This window comes from Parendozoicomonas sp. Alg238-R29 (assembly GCF_947331445.1).
In the GTDB taxonomy this organism is placed as follows: domain Bacteria; phylum Pseudomonadota; class Gammaproteobacteria; order Pseudomonadales; family Endozoicomonadaceae; genus Sansalvadorimonas.
Window position 1 is genome coordinate 52,850 of record NZ_CAMZOG010000011.1, and the last position, 18,139, is coordinate 70,988.

Sequence of the window (18,139 nt, forward strand, 5' to 3'; positions counted from 1 at the left end):
GAAAATCAACACATGTTAAAAATGTGTCGCTTTTTAGATGGTAAAACCTGCGGCTTGCATACCTGCCTGATGAGCTTGCTCCATAAAGGGAGGTTTTCGTTTTGGTTTGCCAGACACCAGGTCGATGCAAACATAATGAATATCTGCCCGCAGCAGGGTGATGTTGTCCCTGACTCGGATAATCTGGAAGTGTCGGGTCATACGCAGACGGTCACCGCCAGTAAGCCAGGTTCCTATATAAAGAAGGTCGCCGGCTCTGGCGGCCGCAAGATATTCAATGTGAGATTCTCTGGTCGCCATACCCACACCAGACTTTTTCCACTCATCCCATGGCGCCCCCAGTTGGGTAATATGTTGCCATCCGGTTTCCTCAAGCCAGTGCAGATACTGCACATTATTAACATGGGCAAGGCGGTCTTCGTGCTCGATGCCGCAGGAGATGCGCCAGGTAAATGGATTGGGTAAGTCCCAACTCAGTGAAGATTGAGGCATGTCGGCTCCGAAAGGCTTTTGGTTAATATTAACGGAAAGTCGTTTCTTCGGCCTTCTCAGTTTTGTTACTGGCTGTATAATTCTTCTCATTATGTCAGTTGATGAAAAAACAGATCATGAGTTCCTTACGAGACCAGTTACTGAAGTCCGGTGTTGCCAGTAAGAAGCAGCACCAGCAAGCCCGTACCCAGAAGAAAAAGCAAAAGAAGCAGGGCGTTGATGCTCAGGCTGAACAGCGCAAGCGGTTGGATGAAGAGCGCAAACAGCAGATTGAGCGGGATAAAGAGCTCAACCGAAAACTCGAAACCGAGCGTGCCGAGAAAGAAAAGCAGGCTCAAATTCGTCAGATTATCCAGACCAATACTATCAAGCGGGAAGATGGCGAGAACAGCTACAGCTTTGTTGATAACAAGAAAATCAAGAAGTGGTATCTGGCCGACAATCAGGTTGAAGAGTTAAGTAAAGGTCGTCTGGCTCTCGCCAAGCTGGGTGACGAAGAGTACGCCCTGATCTCCGGTAAGGTTGCGGAAAAACTGGCGGAACGCTTGGCTGATGAAGCGGATAAATATCTGCTGGTAAGTAATAAGGGCAAGCAGGAAGAAGTGGATGAAGATGATCCTTATGCAGATTACCAGATTCCTGATGACCTGATGTGGTAATGAATGAGAGATACGCCTGAGCCGGTATATTGCCGGCTCTTTTTGACCCGCCTGCTCCACGCCTTCTGGAAGCCCCATAATCAAACGCCTTATTGGATTATATTTTGGACACAGACGTTTCCATCATTTAAACCTATTAATTAGGTATATCAATTTTCAAGGTTAATTAAAGCAGGGAGATCGCATGGCTTTTCAGGAAGGGGAGTCGTTACCGGATTATTCTGTTTATGAGTTTGATACTGATAAGGGACCCGTTGAACGCCGGTTGCCAGACTTGGCATATAAAAAGAAAGTGGTTGCCATTGGTGTTCCTGGCGCCTTTACTCCGGTTTGCAGCGAAGGTCATTTGCCCGGCTACCTGATGCACCATCAGGATTTTATGGACATGGGGGTTGATGAAATCTGGTGTATAGCTGTGAATGATGCTTTTGTGCTGAATGCCTGGGCGAAAGATCTGCATGTTGACGGTAAGGTTCGCATGCTGGGAGATGGCTCCGCAGAGCTGGTCAGGGCAATGGATATAACTCTGGATTTAACCGCTAAAGGAATGGGGGTGCGCTCCGATCGTTTTGCCATGGTGATTGATAATGGCCAGATCACCCACTTCCTTAAAGAAGAGCCTGGGCATTTTATGCATACCGATGCAGCTTCTGTTCTCGAAATTCTGAAAGAAGAGGTGGATATTTAGAAAATCAGGGCTGTATTGCCTGCAGGTTAAGATTCATGCTGTTATTAACCTGCTCCTGTCGGGCACACTCCTGCTCCATGACCAGACTGGGTTGTAGATGGTCAGCAATCTCGACAATATTTCCAATCATATTGTCGAGCTGTTCTGCTGACGTTGTTTCAGCGGTGGTTCGGTAAGTCAGGGTAATACGCTCACCCACTGTATCCCAGCCTAAAACAGCTCCGCGGGTTTCCAGGGCGTAAGCATTCAGTTGCATGGCCGCCTCAAGCCGCTTTCGGCGAACTTCTCCGGTACCCACAGGGGTAATTTCCACCACAATAAAAAGGTCATCGCTGTAGGCAGGGGCTTCGATGCTGACTGGCAAACGGTTATCAAAGATAAAGGCGCAGACTCGGCCGCTTTTATCCAGTGCTGCATTATCAATTCCGGCAACATGCACCCAGTTTTTTAACAGTTCGATGGCAGTCATCATCATTCCTTGATCAGGCCAGCATGTAGCGGCGGTGATATCTTTGAGAATAGAAGTGATTTAAGTCGTGTTGGAGTTGTTTGATCGGTTTAGCTTTTTCTGGTTGGAATTGATAAACCGATTTTGCACTGAGACTGCTACCAAACTGTGCCACATAGAAAATGGTTTTAGTCTTTAGTGCCGACAGCTTTTGAGCTGCAGTTGTCAGCTTACCGCTCAACCACAGCGAGCCGGCCAGAACTCTTTTCCCCAGCGTAGTCAGGCCGCTAACATGTAGAAGGGTTTTTGCCGTCTGCTTCAGCATCAAACCTTTGAACTTCAGCTTGTCGTTATAAATCACTGTCTGAAGTGTTTTCAGGGCCGCGCCTTCTGGTGCCAGCTGCAAACGTTTGATGGTATTTTCTGCGACTCCGAGGTTTCTTAAGAAGGTTACAGACTCCTTTAGCTCTTCCCCATTAGAGGACCGTAGTCGCTTTAGAAAAGCTCGTTCGGCCACACCAATATTGTCTTTTGACATGGATTCCAAAGGTTTACCCAGAGTCATCAACTGGGATGCTTTTTCTCTGGTTTTAGCCAGTTTACGATTATGTAGACCGTCAAAAGCCATAGTACCGATTGCAGTTGCTGTACCAACAGCTCCAGCGGCCACTAAAGCCGCTGGTGCACCGACACCGGAAGCGGCCAGAGCAATACTGGCCCCAGCGCTGAAAGTACTGACGGCAGTATTCACCAGATTTTTTCGGGCACGAATGGTGCGCTCTTTCTTTATGTGGCCAGCAAGAGCTTTCAGCAGCGGGTCATTAGTTCTCTTTTCCGCGGTTGCCAGGTTATTCAGTGCTGCCACCTGAATGCCAGTTTTAATACCGGAATGAATGGCGCTAATGGTGTTGGCTGCGATGGCCACACCAGGAAGTGCCTTGGCTGCTGTAGAGCTGACACTGTCTGCAATAAGAAGAGAAGAGGTGGTGATCCCAAGTCCGGTAATAGCCAGATCTTTGAGATTTGTTAACCGGTCTACAGCTGTTTTTTTGCGGGAACGGGTCAGGTCTGTTTTATTGCTGGCCAATTCTTGCAGGCGTTTATCATCCTTTACCGATCCCTGAAAAGAACGGGTTTCAGCATCCCAGTCTTTCAACAGTTTCTGGGTTTCTCCTCGTTTTTTATGGGCAGCGATATCTTTTATAGCTGTCCATGTTCCCGTGATAGCATCTTTAGCAAAGGTCAGCCCCTGAGTAGCCAGAGCGACTCCCTGTAACGCTTGCAGTGAGCGGGTGTACCTAGTGGTTTTTGTTGCCGCACTTCCAGATAGTGCAGCCGCTCGTTTGGTAAATAACAGAGCCGAATTCAGCACACCGCCCGCAGTGCGCACTTGCCCGGCGACAGTAGCTACTTTCTCAGCCTTGGAGCTGCCTTTGGCAAAGTGAAACGTGTTGGAGCCAAAGGCGATGTTCTTGGCAATCTTCAAACCCGATGAGGAAAGGTCAGAGAGGCTTCTGCTCTGTTTACCTTGAGGGTGGATTTGGGCAACTGGCTGAAGGTGAGCAGGTGTATGGAAATCCGCTCCGGGCCAGCTCTGGGATCGCTGCAAGCGCCCCGTTGGGGCGGCCTGCCGGTGTTGGATGGTTGAATTCACTGCGCCGGTGCTTGTTGATCCTGTTCAGCTCCCGGACCCTGTAATGCCTGCATGGCTGTCACCATGGCCTGTTGCATGGGAATTTTGCTGGCGGCCAGATCAACAATGCGAGTGAATACAGCAGAGATGATATGCCGGGAAATCAAAATGCCCTCGTCCAGAAGTCCACCAATAGAGTTGGCATCGCCTCTGAGCATCAACCGTAGAGTCAGTACATCATTCATCATTACGATAGATGCTGGAGCCAGAGCTGGAGATAGGGCAGCGGCAAGAGTCGTGGCATTATCGTTAGGAGTGATTTTCACAGAGGTGAGCATAATGGCGGTCAGGTCACCGACCTCCTGCTCGTAGCAGAACAGTTCACTCTGCAGGTCTTCAGCGATATTAAAAACCCAGCTGATGGCGGGATCTTCAGCCTGTTGCTCTTCAGGAGAAAGTTGCTGTGTGGTGAGATGGCTGACAATGGCCTGTCGTGTCTGTGGGTTCATTCTGTCAGGGCTCCGTAGAAACTTTCTGAGAGAAGGTCAGCCATTTTGCGGGCATCTTCCGGGGCTGGATTCATTTTGCAGATGGATTTGATTGTTTGTTGAATCAACGGAATGAGAATCTGCACGGCGTTGAAAAAGGGAATGCAGGATATAGGGTAATTGATCCCCATCAGCTGGCTCTGCCGCAGAACTATCTGGCTGGTGCGCATATCGACCAGCATGGCCATAGGGCTGAGCAAGGCTGTGGACTGCTGCATAAAAGCACTCAGAGCGTTCAAGTGCTCCTCAAGATTTGGGCTTTCAGGCAGGGTGGCGTCCAGAATCAAGTTAACATTTTTATCGGGACTTACACCGGGAGTGATTAAAGCGGTCAGAACTGCCTTTTCATTATTCAAGGTAGTGAATCGGCTTTTCAGGGCAATGCCGTATTCATGGCGAGAGACTCCAACCTTGTCGACTTCCAGAGACTTCAGTTCTTTTTTGAGTCGTCTGGCGACCGGCTTAAGGGCTTCTTCATTAATAGCTGGTGCGTTCAATGTTTCTGGCTCCTTCCAGATCAGGCAGACGGCTTTCTTATTACTGCTATTACGGCCTGCTGATTTTAATCCTTTTAGTTATTATGGATGATTTCCTGAAATGTGTTACTCAATTACAGACTTGATGATTTATCTGCGAAATAACGTTTGGTTTCTTCTGCCGCAACTTTCCCCGCAGCAATGGCGGTTGCTACACCAACAATATTGCCCATGCCAATAGTGGCAGACAGGGCAGTGCAGAGCGCGCCTAAACTAGAAACATCACCCCTACCTTGTTTATCCGGTGTGACAAGCCGTTTGAGAGCTAGTGGAAGATGCCGAATCTGAATAAAACCCGGCCGAAGGGTGTAAATCGCTCTGGTGCCAACCAGCAGAATCAGCAGCGGTGGCCCCCACAACAGACGGTCAATGGTTTTCTGCCAGATCAGCAAATCGGGCATGTTGACTTGCTCAGGATGTTATCGGGTACGTGTAATAGCCGTTATTACTTCTGCAGGATCAGGCAAGCATTAGCGATGAACAGGAATTCGTAAAAAAAGGCTGCAGAAATAAAATCCGCCACTGGCTGATCCTGTAACGGTTTTTTGCATAATTGAATTGTGCTTACGAAATCAATACAAGAATCAGTAAAAATCCTTACACAAATACGTAAAGTTGTTGTTTTTAAAGTGGAATTTGCCGGTTACCCGATCGTTTCCCTGAGCCTATTCTCAGACGTCAAAGAAAACCATTGGTGCCCTTAAACAGGCATCTCAAACGATTTATCTGAAAGAGCAATCAATAAATGTTCCAGGTCCGTATTCACGGTCGAGGGGGACAGGGTGTTGTATCGGCTGCAGAAATGCTGTCCATTGCCCTGTTTCATGAAGGGGCACATGCCCAGGCAATCCCCAGCTTTGGCTCCGAGCGTATGGGCGCGCCGGTGGAAGCTTATGTCCGGATCGACGATCAGGAGATTGAGTTGCGTGAACCAGTTTCCGAGCCGGATATGGTGATTATCCAGGACCCATCTTTGCTGCACTCTCTGGATGTATTCGCTGGTCTGTCTGCTAATGGCTACGTACTGATCAACTCTTCCAGAACCTTGGAAGAACTGGATGTCAGCGACCAACTGTCACACCTGCCGGAGAGGCATGTGCACTGCCTGCCTGGAACCGAGCTGGCACTTGAATATCTAGGGCGTCCAACCCCGAACACTGTTTTACTGGGTGCATTCTGCTCTGTGGTTGATTCATTCTCTTTAGTTTCTCTGAACAGTGCTATTGAACAGAAATTTTCAGGTTCGGTAGCCAGGAAAAACATTATCGCTGCCAAGGCTGCCTTTACTCTGATTGAGGAGCGCCAGCCATGCTGAAACAGATTGACGGCTCCTACGCCGTTGGTGAGGCGGTAGCACTGTGCCGCCCGCAGGTTGTGTCCTGCTATCCCATTACTCCCCAGACTCATATTGTGGAATCCCTCGGCAAGCTGGTGAAATCTGGTGAGCTGGCAGATTGCAGTTTTATGAATATGGAATCCGAATTTGGTGCCATGAGCGCCTGTATCGGTTCCTCCGCCGCTGGCAGCCGAACGTATACGGCAACTTCCAGCCAGGGCATGCTGTTTATGTCGGAAGCGGTCTACAACGCCTCTGGTATGGGGCTGCCAATCGTGATGACGGTTGGCAACCGTGCGGTGGGTTCCCCTATCAATATCTGGAACGACCACAGTGATGCCATGTCGGTTCGGGATGCCGGCTGGATTCAACTGTTTGTGGAGAACAACCAGCAAGCCATCGACGTGCATATTCAGGCTTTCCGTCTGGCTGAGAGTCTTGGCCTGCCGGTGATGGTCAATATGGACGGCTTTATCCTGACCCACGCTTATGTTCGTGTGGATATGCCGGAGCAGGAACAGGTTGATAAGTTCCTGCCAGTTTTCAAACCTTTTCAGAAACTGGACCCGCAGTCTCCCATCACTATGGGCGCGCTGGTGGGGCCGGAAGCCTTTACCGAAGTCCGTATGTTGGCCCATAGCCGTATGGAGCGAGCGCTGGAATTGATCCCAGCTCAGGCAGAAGAGTTCGCCAATATTTTTGGTCGCAATGCTGGTGGCCTGGTGCAAAAGCACTACGACGATGAAACCGGTGTGGAAGCTGAAACTGTTTTAGTCACCATGGGTTCGGTGATTGGTACCGCTAAAGAAGTGATCACGGAAATGCGTGAAATGGGTGAGTCAGTGAATGCTGTCACTCTGCGCACTTACCGGCCTTTCCCAGCACAAGCTCTCCGTGAAGCCGTGATTGGTGCCAAGCGTGTTGTGGTGCTGGAAAAATCCTTTACCCCTGGTATGGGCGGTATTGTGTATCAGGATGTGCTGGCGGCACTGAATGGTACGGGTATTGAGGTTCAGTCTGTTATTGCCGGGCTGGGTGGTCGCCCCGTGACTCGCAAATCTATTCGCACCTTGTTTGCAGGCTGTGATGAACGCTCAAACGGTCATGGCTTTGAAGTTCTGGATCTGGATAACACCACTATGGATCGGGAACTGGCCCGTGAAGCCAGCGTGTTGGACAGAATCATTTAAAGGTTGGGAATATTTAAAAAGATGCAATCACAAATCCTTCACTTCCCGGCAAAAGAAGCCATGATCATTGGTCAGCAAACCGGTGACAGAACAATCAGTAACCGCCTTGCTGACACTGCAGACAGTTTGCAGGGCGCAGCAGAACGCTCTAATGCCCTGGATTCTGGTCACCGTGCCTGTCAGGGGTGTGGTGAAGCGTTGGGTGCCCGCCATGCTATTGATACCGCGCTGGATACTACCGATGGTGAGCTGGTGGTGGTTAACGCCACTGGATGTCTGGAGGTTTTCTCTACGCCATACCCGCAGTCTGCGTGGAGAACGCCTTGGATTCATTCCCTGTTTGGTAATGCGGCGGCGGTAGCCTCTGGTGTTGCCCAATCCTTCCGGATTCAGGGTAAAGAGAATGTCCGTGTTATCGCTCAGGGCGGTGACGGTGGTACCACCGATATCGGTATGGGTTGCCTCTCTGGCATGTTCGAACGTAACGAAGATGTTCTGTACATCTGTTATAACAACGAAGCTTATATGAACACGGGTGTGCAGCGCTCCAGCCAAACCCCCGGTGCAGCACGAACTGCCACCACTATGCCGGTGGGGGAGCATCCTGGTAATCGCTTTGGTACCGGCAAGAGTGTGCCAAAGATAGCAATGGCTCACGGTATTCCTTATGTGGCGACGGCTAATATTGCCAATCCACGTGATCTGGAAGCCAAGGTTCGCAAGGCCATGAGCATCCGTGGCGCCCGTTATATTGAAGTGTTTGTACCTTGCCCTCTGGGTTGGGGTACAGCGTCCTGCGACACCATCAAGGTGGCTCGTCAGGCACTTAACTGTGGCCTGACTCCGCTGTATGAAGCCGAGTATGGTGAAATTACTGCGGTCAACAAAATTGCCCCATCAGAAACAGTGGGTGCCTACCTGAAAAGTCAGCGCCGTTTTGCCCATGTGTTCAAGAGAGGTAATGAACACCAGCTGGAAGCGATTCAGGCTATCGCCGATGCCAATATCCGTGCCTTTGATCTGGTGGAGAGCAAATAATGACTGCCATTGAAGGACAGCAACTGATTCCTTTTGCCACCACTCTTGAGCCGGGTACCAGTCGGGATAATAAAACCGGCAGCTGGCGTAATCTTCGCCCGGAGTACGTACAAAACCTGCCACCCTGTAACGACAGCTGTCCAGCTGGGGAAAATATTCAGGCTTGGTTGAGTCATGTACAGCGCGGTGATTTTCATGGTGCCTGGCAGGAAATTGTTAAGAATAACCCTCTGCCTGCGACCATGGGGAGAGTCTGCTATCACCCCTGTCAGTCTGGTTGTAACCGAAAGATGACCGATGGCAGTGTGCAGATTAATGCGACCGAAAAATACATTGGTGACCGCGCTCTGGAACAGGGCTGGCAATTTGAACCACCTGAAAAACCGACTGGTAACCGGGTTCTTGTTATCGGAGGGGGGCCGGGTGGTTTATCTGCGGCTTACCATCTGCGCCGTGCTGGCCACACCGTAACTATCTTCGAAGGCATGCCTGCTTTGGGCGGTATGCTTCGTTACGGTATTCCCAGCTACCGTTTACCCCGTGAAATTCTTGATGCTGAAATTGACCGTATTCTGGCTATGGGCATTGAAGTGCGTACCAACACCCGGGTGCACGATATCAAGCAGGTGATGCGCAGCGAAGGGTTCCACGCGGTGTTTACCGCAGTGGGTAACTGGCTGCCAAACCGTGTGGATGTCGTAAGCAAAGCCAAAACTCCGGTGTTGGATGGCATTGATGTGTTACGTAAGGTGGAAACCGGCGAAGACCATGGTATGAAAGGTTCTGTGGTGGTCTGGGGTGGAGGTAATACCGCTGTCGACGTTGCCCGTGTAGCCCTGCGTGTAACTGGCGAACGTCCCAAGCTGATTTTGCGCCGGGATATGGAACATATGCGAGCCCACCCGGAAGAAGTACAGGATGCCCTTGATGAAGGCGTACAGTTCTTCAACCTTCATACCATTCATGAAGTCCGTGATGGCGAAGTTGTACTGGAGCGTATGCAGGCTGATGACCGTGGTCGTCCATTCCCAACCGGCCGTTATGTCACAGTTGCGGCTGGCTCTGTAGTGATGGCCCTGGGCCAGAGCGCGGAGCTGGGTGTTATGGAGAAAATGGGCATTACCCAGTCTGGAGACTGGGAAGTTCCGGTTTCCCCCGGCATGATGACCAGCGTGCCCGGTATTTTTGCCGGTGGTGATATGGTGCCCTCTATCCGCACCGTAACAGCAGCAATTGGTCATGGTAAGAAAGCGGCACGAAACATTGATCTCTGGCTCAATGATCAGCCTGTATCGGAAAGGCGTGAGCGTACAATTGCCACCTTTGAACGGATGAACACAGCCTACTATCCGGACGTTGAGACCAACCATCGGCCCAAGTTTGAAGCGGGTGAGCGTATCTATGACTTCCGGGAAGTGAAGGGTGGTCTCACCGAGCAACAGGCCATTCAGGAAGCCCAGCGTTGTATGTCCTGTGGTAACTGTATGGAGTGTGACAACTGTTACGGTTTCTGCCCGGATAATGCCATTATCAAACTGGGAGCTGGTGAAGGCTTCAAAATTGATTATGACTACTGCAAAGGCTGTGGTATCTGTGCCACGGAGTGTCCTCTGGGTGCTCTGGATATGGTGATGGAGACCATCTAAGCCCTCGTTACACAACTCTGCAACGGAGCTTTGATAGCGCTGCTAGACTCTGGCCGGTTGATCTGGCCAGAGGTTCTGATGATGCGCTTCAGTTTAAAAATAATAACAGCTATAGTTCTCATTTTTGCTTCACTGGAAAGTCTTTTGGCAGCAGAATCTGCTGAACCAAAAAGTGAAGTGAAGCGGCAGGTTCTGATTCTTGTTGAGCCGGGTCTTCATCCGTATCTTGATTCCTTTCTGCTGGACGAATGGGTTGATCGAATTGCTGATGAAGGATGGAATGTTAATCTCAGGGTGCCGGAATCCCAGAGTATTGAAAACCTTGTAGCCTTGAAAGAATACCTCTATCAGCATGCGGATGTGTCTGGTGCTGGAGGGGTCATTCTTGTCGGTGCATTTCCGTGGTTGGCACACGAAAGCTTCGATAACGCCATTCATGATTTGTGGCTGACCACCCGTATCAAGGCTGTTGGCCTGAAACTTGATAAAGAAACTGGAAAACTGCAACCAAAAATTGAGCCTTATTACCAACACAAAAATACAGATTTCTGGCTGAGTCGCATTACCCCTCCTGAAAAGAATGAGGCAGATGGTTTCAACGCTGAGGGCTACAGCGTTGAAGAGTACAGCGAATGGGTTAATCGTTACCTGAATGACAATATTGCTTCTCGCCAAAAGGGCGTAGCACTTGAAGAGCTTCACGGAGATTGCACCCTGGAAGGGCAGCTTGTGTGTACTCCATGGCGTTTCGAGAGTAAAGAGAATGTAGCCGGTTCACCAGCAGGAGTCGCACTACGAACTGGGTATGGCCTTCATCTTGATAGTATCAATGTAAGTAATTATGATTTTTTATACGGCTGGGTCGGTCGCACTGTAGGATCATTCTGGGAAGCGGGTTCCGGCACTATAAAATCAAAAATCGGTCAGATTTACTCCGCGTTTGTTTCTATGAATAACATTATCCCTTCGTTTCTTATGGGAAAACCATCACCGGATGGATACAGCTTTGGCACGGTGGCCGCGCCACTGGAAATTACTGGTGGGGTTGTTTTTTGGCTAACAAGGGATTGGGCAACAAAGAAACTTTCCGTATGGTCTTTGATCAGCCTAAGCATTGGGATTATGTTGGCTGATTTTCATAAGTCCTATGATCGACAGGAGAAATTTTCCCACAAACCTTATCTGCCAGTATTGATGGGAGATGGCACTGTACAGTTGAAAGTTTCAAGTGAGCAATAATTTTTTACGCTAAAAGGATAGTGACTGGCAGGACGCCACCATCATGCCCAAAATTCCCAGAGTTCAACCCTCGCTTTCTGGAGCTAGCGGCAGGCATACCCTCAAAGTCCACCTTTCGGAGAGTCTTTTGCCTTCTTGATCCTGTTGCTTTTGAAGCCTGCTTTACAGCCTGGATAAAACAGACGCTAACGGAGATTGCTGGCAGCCATCATCTGGCGGTTGATGGGAAGATCCTTCGAGGTTCCAGATCTCAAGGCAAAAAGCCGGTTCTGCTGGTCAGCGTCTGGAATTCAGAGCTTGGATCAGGGCCACTCCTGAAATACTTCGCTGATATCTTTGTCAACCAGACAATTTACCTCGTATACAATCGTTGGCGTACTTCTTCTGGAGTGAATCGAAAAGTCAAAATAGAACCGATGGCGATTAAAATCTATTTAGGAATAGTCCCGAAATAACGTCCTGGTTTGCTTTTCCCTTTGTTACGCAAAGGGGAAAAGCAATATTAGAAACAGGAACTTATCTTAGGACTGTTCCTAAAAAGCGGAGTTACTGTTTTTCAGATTGCCTGTCAGGATGCCTGTCTGGCTTTTTCTGCTCTGGCATGAAATACATAACCCAGCAGGTTTAACAGAACCTGAGCAGCCAGAATGCTGGTTGTTCCGCTTTGGTCGTAGTCCGGGGCAACTTCACACAGGTCAATACCAACAACTTCACCCTGATAAGCCACCTGCTGCAGAACTTCCATTACTTCGTAATACTGAAAACCACCGTGGCTAGGCGTACCAGTACCAGGAGCGATTGAAGGGTCGAAACCGTCAATATCAATGGTGATGTAGTAATTCACATCTTTTGGAATCAATTTCATCACGCCATCCAGCCCCAGACGACGCACGTCCCGTACAGAAAGAATGGTTGAACCAGCTTCTTCTGCCAGTTTGTGGTCGGTACGGTTGGAAGAGGATACATTGCGAATACCCAGCTGGGTCATACCGCTGATATAGCTTTGCTCCGATGCCCGGCGCATAGGGTTGCCATGGCCATAGCGTACGCCATGACGCTCATCAACAAAGTCGAGATGAGCATCAATCTGGATAATATGGATAGGACCTTTGTTTGCGAACTGTTCAAAAGCTCTGATACAAGGCGCATTGACGGAATGGTCACCACCAACAGTAACGGGCAGAGCACCGGCTTCCAGCATTTTACGCACGCCGTATTCAATATTGGCGTGACTTTTTTCAGTATCGGTGTGAACCATATCGGCATCACCGATATCAACGATGTTCACACCTTCAAGGTACATGGTGTCTTCTTCATAGGAGTAAGCACCGCCATGGCCAAATGAAAACAGTGTTGAAGCTTCTCTTACGGAACGAGGGCCCATGCGGGCACCTGAACGCCACTGGGTTCCGCAATCAAAGGGTGCGCCCATAAAGGCGACATCGGCCTTGATATTATCCCAGTCTTCACAGGTCCGGCTTTTGGCAAAAGTACAGAAACCAACAAATGGAAGGTTTAGACGACCTTTTTCGTAGGCATTTTCGCTCATTATTATTATTCCTGTTTCACATCTGCACTGCTGGTGAAGCAGTGTTGAAACAGGAGTATTACAAAGATGGTTTTATCAAAAAATATAAAAGTTATGATGCTTATATTAAGAAAAATAATGTGAAGTAATGGTCGTTACAAAACCGGCTCAAGCCTTTCTCTGGTATCCAGAGCAGGAAGAGTCGCTTTTATATCTTCCAGAAAGACAGTGACAATATTGCGTATCGAAGGTGAGTCGCGCATAGCCAGATAAAAGGATGAATAGTGGCTGAGATTCAGATGATCAATGGCTTTCATCTCTCCTCGGTCCACCCAGTTCTGGGCATAGTGTACGGGCAGAAAGCCCATGAACTGGCCGCTGATGATCAGCATGGCCTGGGCTTCCATATTACTGACATAGGCGGTGTTTTTAATGCCGGGCAAGTCCGGGTTCTGCATATAGGCACGGCTGGAAACTCTGTATTGCTGCAGGCTCTGCCAGCTAATCTCATTTTCGGAAAGTGAGAATAGCGGATGCTGTTTACCGCAGTAAAATCGATGCTCTTCTTTATGCAGTAACTCATAACTCAGGGTGCTGTCCCGCCGTTGAAAGGGACCAATGCCAATATGGATATGTCCGCTGATTAACTGTTGCTCCAGTGCTTCGGGAGGCAGGATTTCCAGCTTGATGGAAACATTATTCTTTCTGCTGAAAAACTTCTCAACAGCCTGATACAGCGGGAAAGCCTGGTTAGTGATGGTGTTATCAATCAGGCCAATACGCAGGGTACCGGTGAGATTATTTTTGAGTTCTCCAAGTTCTGCTTCAAAATCAGAAATATTGTTTAGAACAAAACGACATTTATCGTACGCAAGCTCCCCCTTCTCCGTCAGTCTGAAACCGCTCCTGCCTCGATGACATAACTGGAAGCCCAGTCTGATTTCCAGGTCGCGGATATGGGTGCTGATAGCCGGCTGGCTCATTCCCAGTGCAGCCTGGGCACTGGCAAAGCCGCCACACTCTACAACGGTGCAGAATGTCAGTAGGTGTTTCATGGAGTACTGAGTCATAGTTTTTATTATCATTTGTTATGCAGACTCAAGTTACATTAACTTTTATAATATATACATAAGCTTTTTTATATTTTTTAATAAATGTGCTTTTGCAATACTGGCCACGCATCTACGTTGCTGTAATTGAAATCGCTAATAAAAATAAACTCTATAAAGCGAGGCTTTCTCGATGTTCAAATTAGGGACACATGTTCGCAAACTGACTGCATCTGCTGCGATATTTATGCTTCCGTCGTTGTCTATGGCGGAAGAGTGGAAGTTTGCGATTGAAGAAATTCCTGGCTCCATTATGGATTCCTACGCCCAGGAATTTAAACGAAGAATCGAAGCTAAAACCAACGGTGATATTACCGTTAACGTCTACCCTCAGGGTTCGCTGGGCACACCTACAGAAATAATTGAACAGACTGCTGACAGTGTCGTGCATTTTTCCAATGTATCGGTGGGCAACCTGGGGACTTTTGTTCCTGAATCTCAGCTGTTCCTACTGCCCTATACCCTGCCTTCTGATCCCAAAGCCATATCAGATATGCTGACCACCAGTGATGTGATTTACAAAGATCTGAGTAAGGACTTTTCCAGTAAAGGACTGCAACTTCACACTATGTACTCGGAAGGACCACAGGTCTGGACGACCAATAAGGAAGTGAGAAAGCCCGCAGATCTCAAGAACTTTAAAATGCGTGTAATGGTGTCGCCTATTCTGCTGAAAGCTTACGAAGATATGGGCGCCAGTCCAACACCACTGCCATTTGGTGAAGTCTACGGTGCTTTGCAGCTGAAGATTGTCGATGGCCAGATAAACCCGGTACCTACCATAGAAGAAATGAAATTCTATGAAGTAACCGACTATATGATCTGGGCGGGTGAACAGGAGCTGGTGACTACTGTTGTTTCCGGTACTGACTGGTATGAAACGCTTTCTCCCTCGAAGAAACAGCTGATCAGTGAAACCATGACAGAAATGCGCGGCTTTATTGATGATGTGGTGGTGCGCTTCAATGAAGACAAGCTGGATAAGATCAAGGCTGCCAAACCCGGTATTAAGTTTGTGAAGCTGAATTCCGAGGAACAGTCTGTGTTCAGGGAAAGAAGCAATGCAACCCATGCTGCGTTTGATGATGTAGCAGGTAAGCGTGGTCAGCAACTGCTCAAGAGTCTGTTAGCCGAGCTTGAAACTCAATAAATGCATGCGTTGAGATATCAGCCAGTGTCATGCTGGCTGAAGCTCCTTCTGCATCACGTCTGCCCCCTGTTTAATTACTCAGCTGTTCTGTGAGTCTTATATGCTTAAAGGTATGTTCAGGGTGCTGGCTCAAATCGACCTCTGGATAGGTCGAATTGAAGCAAGTATTCTCAGCCTGGCAATTATCGCTATGGCCACTAACTCGATCGCCAATGTCTTTGGTCGTTATGTCTTCAATCAAAGTTTGTATTTCTCGGACGAGCTTAACCAGTTTCTGATTGTCGTTATCACTTTTATGGGTCTGGGCTATATCACACGAAAAGGCAAGCATATTCGCATGTCCGCCTTCTATGATATGTGGCCTGCCAAGGTTCAGAAAGTGTCGATGATTGTCATAGCTCTGCTTACTGCGGTGGTGATGTTCGTGCTGGCCTGGTACGCATTTGAATACGTTCAGAAACTTGAGCGTCGTGGTCGTGTAACACCGGCCCTGCAGGTTCCACTTTATCTCACTTATATCTGGGTCTCTCTGGGCTTCTTTATTGCCGGTATTCAATATCTGTTGACGGCCATCAGAAACACAGACCTGTCTGACGATACCGTGTTTATCTCTTACACAACTGTTGATACCTATGATGATCCAGAAATAACCAGTGTTATGGAACGTTGCCAGACCGGTACCGAGACAGTGGTTGAATCCAATTCTAATAATAAGCAGGAGCCGAAGCCATGACGTTTGTAATGCTGGGTATCATGCTGGTTCTATTGCTAAGCGGCTTTCCCATGATGATGCCGCTGCTCTGTGCCGCTATTGTCGGCTTTGTTGTTTATTATCCTGACCTCAGTTTGCAGCTTGTGGTGCAGCAGATGATTGGCGGTGTTAAGCCGTCAGCCCTGATTGCCGTGCCAATGTTTATTCTGGCTGCAGATATTATTACCCGTGGACACTCCGCTGACCGGCTGGTGGATGTGGTTATGCGTTTTATGGGGCATATACGGGGCGGTCTGGCTGTATCGGTTACCACGGCCTGTGCCATGTTTGGTGCTGTCTGTGGCTCAACTCAGGCGACAGTGGTTGCTATTGGTGGTGCTATGAGACCACGGATGCTGAAGGCCGGTTACAATGATTCGTTTTCCATAGGCCTGATTATTAACGCTGCTGACCTTGCCTATCTGATTCCGCCTTCCATTGGCATGATCATTTACGGTGTTATTTCAGGGACTTCCATTTCCGAACTGTTTATTGCCGGGCTGGGGCCAGGGTTACTGATTATTGCGCTGTTTTCCATGTACTGCATCTGGTACGCCAAACGTCATAATATTCCAGTGGAGCCAAAAGCCAGCTGGTCAGAACGCTGGGTTGCATTGAGACGAGCCCTCTGGCCTGCCGGTTTTCCGGTAATTGTTGTCGGAGGCATTTACGGCGGTATCTTCAGTCCGACGGAAGCAGCAGCTATCTGTGTGCTCTATGCCCTGGTGCTGGAAATGGTGGTCTTTCGATCTATCAAGTTAAGGGATGTGGCTGATATAACACTCTCAACCGGAGCTGTTACATCGGTGGTGTTTATTCTGATTGCTGCCGGAGCGGCTTTCTCATGGCTGCTCTCTTATGCCCAGATTCCACAGCAGATTATTGCGTCACTGGGTCTTGAAGGTGCAGGAGTGGTGACAACGCTGATCGCTATTAATGTGGCCTTTTTTATTGGTTGTATGTTTGTGGACTCCATAGTCGTCATTCTTATACTGGTGCCTATTTTCGCTCCTCTGGTGAAAGCTGCAGGACTTGACCCGGTTCTGGTCGGTGTAATGATTACTTTGCAGGTGGCTATTGGTGCAGCAACCCCCCCCTTTGGCTGCAATATCTTTACAGCGGTAGCGGTTTTCAAAAGACCATTTGTTGATGTTATCAGGGGGGTTCCACCCTTTCTGTTTATTCTGTTTGTGGTCACCGTTTTGCTGGCCAGTTTTCCTGAAATAGCATTATGGCCTCGTGACCTGGCATTTCGCTGAGTAAGAATCTGACTGGAGATACAAAGCCCCGAGAACTAGCGGCTCCAACATGAGCCAAACATAAGCTGGCGACGATATCACCGACACCTGGTATGGTTTTGAGGTTTTGTCTCTGAGCATTATCTTCCACTAATTTTTTGGGTGTTTTATCAAGCTCTGGAATCCGAGCACTAAGAAGCAGGTAGTGCTCGTGACAGCAGTGAAGCTCTGCCTTCAGTAGCGAGGGAAGTACAGCACATTTATTATCGAGCCAAACAAAAAGCTTCTTCATCGCCGCATGCCCTTGAGGTAAGGCCGCATCAAACTCCAGTAAAATAGCGCCTATGCGAGACATCCATCCCTTTCGGTCTTTGACATAACCGTTACGACGCCGGTGTAAGGCTGCGATGGCTTGTGTTTGTTCTGACTTCATAGAAACAAAACGCATTGAAGGGCGTGTTGCAGCCTCTGCTATTGCGTCCGCATCAGTAAAGTCATTCTTGTTGGTTTTGACATAAGGCTTTACATATTGTGGCGGAAGAAGCTTGGCTTCATGTCCATAATACTTATGATGGTTTGCCTCTTCACTATCATCACTCACCAGTTTATGAGACTGGCGAGAGGGTGGGGCGGATCATCTCATTAAACATGAAGTCAATCCAAAAACAATATCTGGTCGTTCTTTGAACAAGAATTCAACAGCACTCGTCTGGGCAGATCTAAACCAAGCCGGAATAGGCTTATGGCTGGCCGATAATGTTTGTTGGAAGGCAGCTGATCTGTTTCACTATATTGTCGGCTCTGTTCACACTAACTGTGGGTTAAGCCAATGAGATGCCTCCTGATCTAACAAACTCTCTTCTGAGAAAATATGTGTCTTTAAAAATCGTTTCCAGCCCAGATAGCGCGA

The 18,139-nt window shown here is 48.6% G+C and carries 20 protein-coding genes; 11 read left to right on the top strand and 9 right to left on the bottom strand.

Annotation, left to right across the window (positions count from 1 at the left end):
- Positions 1-33 precede the first annotated feature (33 nt).
- Positions 34-492: a thioesterase family protein gene (locus QMA35_RS04715; protein ID WP_281645979.1), complete on the bottom strand. Its 459-nt coding sequence runs from the start codon at positions 490-492 to the stop codon at positions 34-36.
- A gap of 116 nt (positions 493-608) precedes the next feature.
- Here QMA35_RS04715 and QMA35_RS04720 point away from each other — a divergent pair, with 116 nt between their 5' ends.
- On the top strand, positions 609-1,151 hold the full coding sequence (locus QMA35_RS04720) for a DUF2058 domain-containing protein (protein WP_281645980.1): 543 nt from the start codon (positions 609-611) through the stop codon (positions 1,149-1,151).
- 184 nt (positions 1,152-1,335) lie between these two features.
- Positions 1,336-1,839, top strand: coding sequence for a peroxiredoxin (locus QMA35_RS04725; RefSeq protein ID WP_281645981.1), 504 nt, complete (start codon positions 1,336-1,338; stop codon positions 1,837-1,839).
- 4 nt (positions 1,840-1,843) lie between these two features.
- Here the strand turns inward: QMA35_RS04725 and QMA35_RS04730 are convergent, their stop codons facing one another.
- The 5 genes from QMA35_RS04730 to QMA35_RS04750 all read right to left on the bottom strand — a co-directional run bounded on the left by QMA35_RS04730 (position 1,844) and on the right by QMA35_RS04750 (position 5,405).
- Positions 1,844-2,308 carry a CesT family type III secretion system chaperone gene (locus tag QMA35_RS04730; protein WP_281645982.1) on the bottom strand — a complete coding sequence of 155 codons (465 nt, stop codon included), beginning with the start codon at positions 2,306-2,308 and terminating at the stop codon, positions 1,844-1,846.
- Between the two features lie 13 nt (positions 2,309-2,321).
- Complete coding sequence (locus QMA35_RS04735) at positions 2,322-3,941, bottom strand: hypothetical protein (protein WP_281645983.1); 1,620 nt, start codon at positions 3,939-3,941, stop codon at positions 2,322-2,324.
- Positions 3,938-4,429, bottom strand: coding sequence for a hypothetical protein (locus tag QMA35_RS04740; RefSeq protein ID WP_281645984.1), 492 nt, complete (start codon positions 4,427-4,429; stop codon positions 3,938-3,940). The genes QMA35_RS04735 and QMA35_RS04740 overlap by 4 nt, the downstream gene beginning before the upstream one ends.
- Positions 4,426-4,965 carry a hypothetical protein gene (locus QMA35_RS04745; RefSeq protein ID WP_281645985.1) on the bottom strand — a complete coding sequence of 180 codons (540 nt, stop codon included), beginning with the start codon at positions 4,963-4,965 and terminating at the stop codon, positions 4,426-4,428. Before QMA35_RS04745 ends, QMA35_RS04740 begins: the two co-directional genes overlap by 4 nt.
- Positions 4,966-5,078: 113 nt before the next feature.
- Entirely contained in the window at positions 5,079-5,405 is a 327-nt protein-coding gene (locus QMA35_RS04750; protein WP_281645986.1) for an alanine:cation symporter family protein, read from the bottom strand.
- A gap of 344 nt (positions 5,406-5,749) precedes the next feature.
- Here QMA35_RS04750 and QMA35_RS04755 point away from each other — a divergent pair, with 344 nt between their 5' ends.
- The 6 genes from QMA35_RS04755 (at position 5,750) to QMA35_RS04780 (ending at position 11,908) form a co-directional block, all read left to right on the top strand.
- On the top strand, positions 5,750-6,319 hold the full coding sequence (locus tag QMA35_RS04755; RefSeq protein WP_281645987.1) for a 2-oxoacid:acceptor oxidoreductase family protein: 570 nt from the start codon (positions 5,750-5,752) through the stop codon (positions 6,317-6,319).
- Positions 6,313-7,530: a hypothetical protein gene (locus tag QMA35_RS04760; protein WP_281645988.1), complete on the top strand. Its 1,218-nt coding sequence runs from the start codon at positions 6,313-6,315 to the stop codon at positions 7,528-7,530. Before QMA35_RS04755 ends, QMA35_RS04760 begins: the two co-directional genes overlap by 7 nt.
- Before the next feature lie 21 nt (positions 7,531-7,551).
- Positions 7,552-8,568 (top strand): thiamine pyrophosphate-dependent enzyme, encoded by a 1,017-nt coding sequence (locus QMA35_RS04765; protein WP_281645989.1) that lies wholly within the window; start codon positions 7,552-7,554, stop codon positions 8,566-8,568.
- Positions 8,568-10,214: an NAD(P)-binding protein gene (locus QMA35_RS04770; RefSeq protein WP_281645990.1), complete on the top strand. Its 1,647-nt coding sequence runs from the start codon at positions 8,568-8,570 to the stop codon at positions 10,212-10,214. Before QMA35_RS04765 ends, QMA35_RS04770 begins: the two co-directional genes overlap by 1 nt.
- Positions 10,215-10,292: 78 nt before the next feature.
- Positions 10,293-11,453 (top strand): hypothetical protein, encoded by a 1,161-nt coding sequence (locus QMA35_RS04775; protein ID WP_281645991.1) that lies wholly within the window; start codon positions 10,293-10,295, stop codon positions 11,451-11,453.
- Between the two features lie 20 nt (positions 11,454-11,473).
- Complete coding sequence (locus QMA35_RS04780; RefSeq protein WP_281645992.1) at positions 11,474-11,908, top strand: transposase family protein; 435 nt, start codon at positions 11,474-11,476, stop codon at positions 11,906-11,908.
- Positions 11,909-12,021: 113 nt separating this feature from the next.
- Here QMA35_RS04780 and speB read toward each other — a convergent pair whose 3' ends face one another.
- Together speB and QMA35_RS04790 are read right to left on the bottom strand one after the other, a co-directional pair.
- Entirely contained in the window at positions 12,022-13,002 is a 981-nt protein-coding gene (speB, locus tag QMA35_RS04785) for an agmatinase (RefSeq protein WP_281645993.1), read from the bottom strand.
- A gap of 134 nt (positions 13,003-13,136) precedes the next feature.
- Positions 13,137-14,066, bottom strand: coding sequence for a LysR family transcriptional regulator (locus QMA35_RS04790; RefSeq protein ID WP_281645994.1), 930 nt, complete (start codon positions 14,064-14,066; stop codon positions 13,137-13,139).
- Positions 14,067-14,223: 157 nt separating this feature from the next.
- Here QMA35_RS04790 and dctP point away from each other — a divergent pair, with 157 nt between their 5' ends.
- The 3 genes from dctP (at position 14,224) to QMA35_RS04805 (ending at position 17,250) form a co-directional block, all read left to right on the top strand.
- Positions 14,224-15,240 (top strand): TRAP transporter substrate-binding protein DctP, encoded by a 1,017-nt coding sequence (gene dctP, locus QMA35_RS04795; RefSeq protein ID WP_281645995.1) that lies wholly within the window; start codon positions 14,224-14,226, stop codon positions 15,238-15,240.
- Between the two features lie 100 nt (positions 15,241-15,340).
- A complete protein-coding gene (locus QMA35_RS04800; protein ID WP_281645996.1) occupies positions 15,341-15,973 on the top strand; it encodes a TRAP transporter small permease in 633 nt (210 codons plus the stop codon).
- Complete coding sequence (locus QMA35_RS04805) at positions 15,970-17,250, top strand: TRAP transporter large permease (RefSeq protein ID WP_281645997.1); 1,281 nt, start codon at positions 15,970-15,972, stop codon at positions 17,248-17,250. The genes QMA35_RS04800 and QMA35_RS04805 overlap by 4 nt, the downstream gene beginning before the upstream one ends.
- On the opposite strand, the gene QMA35_RS04810 is transcribed toward QMA35_RS04805, so the two are convergent.
- Positions 17,186-17,830, bottom strand: coding sequence for a transposase (locus tag QMA35_RS04810; protein ID WP_281645998.1), 645 nt, complete (start codon positions 17,828-17,830; stop codon positions 17,186-17,188). The two genes, QMA35_RS04805 and QMA35_RS04810, sit on opposite strands and share 65 nt — an antisense overlap.
- Positions 17,831-18,139: the final 309 nt, after the last annotated feature.

Coding starts and splice junctions, on each gene's coding strand:
- QMA35_RS04790 (WP_281645994.1), bottom strand. CDS start 14,066: ATGATAATAAAAACTATGACTCAGTACTCCATGAAACACCTACTGACA.
- QMA35_RS04750 (WP_281645986.1), bottom strand. CDS start 5,405: ATGCCCGATTTGCTGATCTGGCAGAAAACCATTGACCGTCTGTTGTGG.
- QMA35_RS04775 (WP_281645991.1), top strand. CDS start 10,293: ATGATGCGCTTCAGTTTAAAAATAATAACAGCTATAGTTCTCATTTTT.
- QMA35_RS04770 (WP_281645990.1), top strand. CDS start 8,568: ATGACTGCCATTGAAGGACAGCAACTGATTCCTTTTGCCACCACTCTT.
- QMA35_RS04725 (WP_281645981.1), top strand. CDS start 1,336: ATGGCTTTTCAGGAAGGGGAGTCGTTACCGGATTATTCTGTTTATGAG.
- QMA35_RS04805 (WP_281645997.1), top strand. CDS start 15,970: ATGACGTTTGTAATGCTGGGTATCATGCTGGTTCTATTGCTAAGCGGC.
- QMA35_RS04760 (WP_281645988.1), top strand. CDS start 6,313: ATGCTGAAACAGATTGACGGCTCCTACGCCGTTGGTGAGGCGGTAGCA.
- dctP (WP_281645995.1), top strand. CDS start 14,224: ATGTTCAAATTAGGGACACATGTTCGCAAACTGACTGCATCTGCTGCG.
- QMA35_RS04755 (WP_281645987.1), top strand. CDS start 5,750: ATGTTCCAGGTCCGTATTCACGGTCGAGGGGGACAGGGTGTTGTATCG.
- QMA35_RS04740 (WP_281645984.1), bottom strand. CDS start 4,429: ATGAACCCACAGACACGACAGGCCATTGTCAGCCATCTCACCACACAG.
- QMA35_RS04720 (WP_281645980.1), top strand. CDS start 609: ATGAGTTCCTTACGAGACCAGTTACTGAAGTCCGGTGTTGCCAGTAAG.
- QMA35_RS04800 (WP_281645996.1), top strand. CDS start 15,341: ATGCTTAAAGGTATGTTCAGGGTGCTGGCTCAAATCGACCTCTGGATA.
- QMA35_RS04730 (WP_281645982.1), bottom strand. CDS start 2,308: ATGACTGCCATCGAACTGTTAAAAAACTGGGTGCATGTTGCCGGAATT.
- speB (WP_281645993.1), bottom strand. CDS start 13,002: ATGAGCGAAAATGCCTACGAAAAAGGTCGTCTAAACCTTCCATTTGTT.
- QMA35_RS04765 (WP_281645989.1), top strand. CDS start 7,552: ATGCAATCACAAATCCTTCACTTCCCGGCAAAAGAAGCCATGATCATT.
- QMA35_RS04715 (WP_281645979.1), bottom strand. CDS start 492: ATGCCTCAATCTTCACTGAGTTGGGACTTACCCAATCCATTTACCTGG.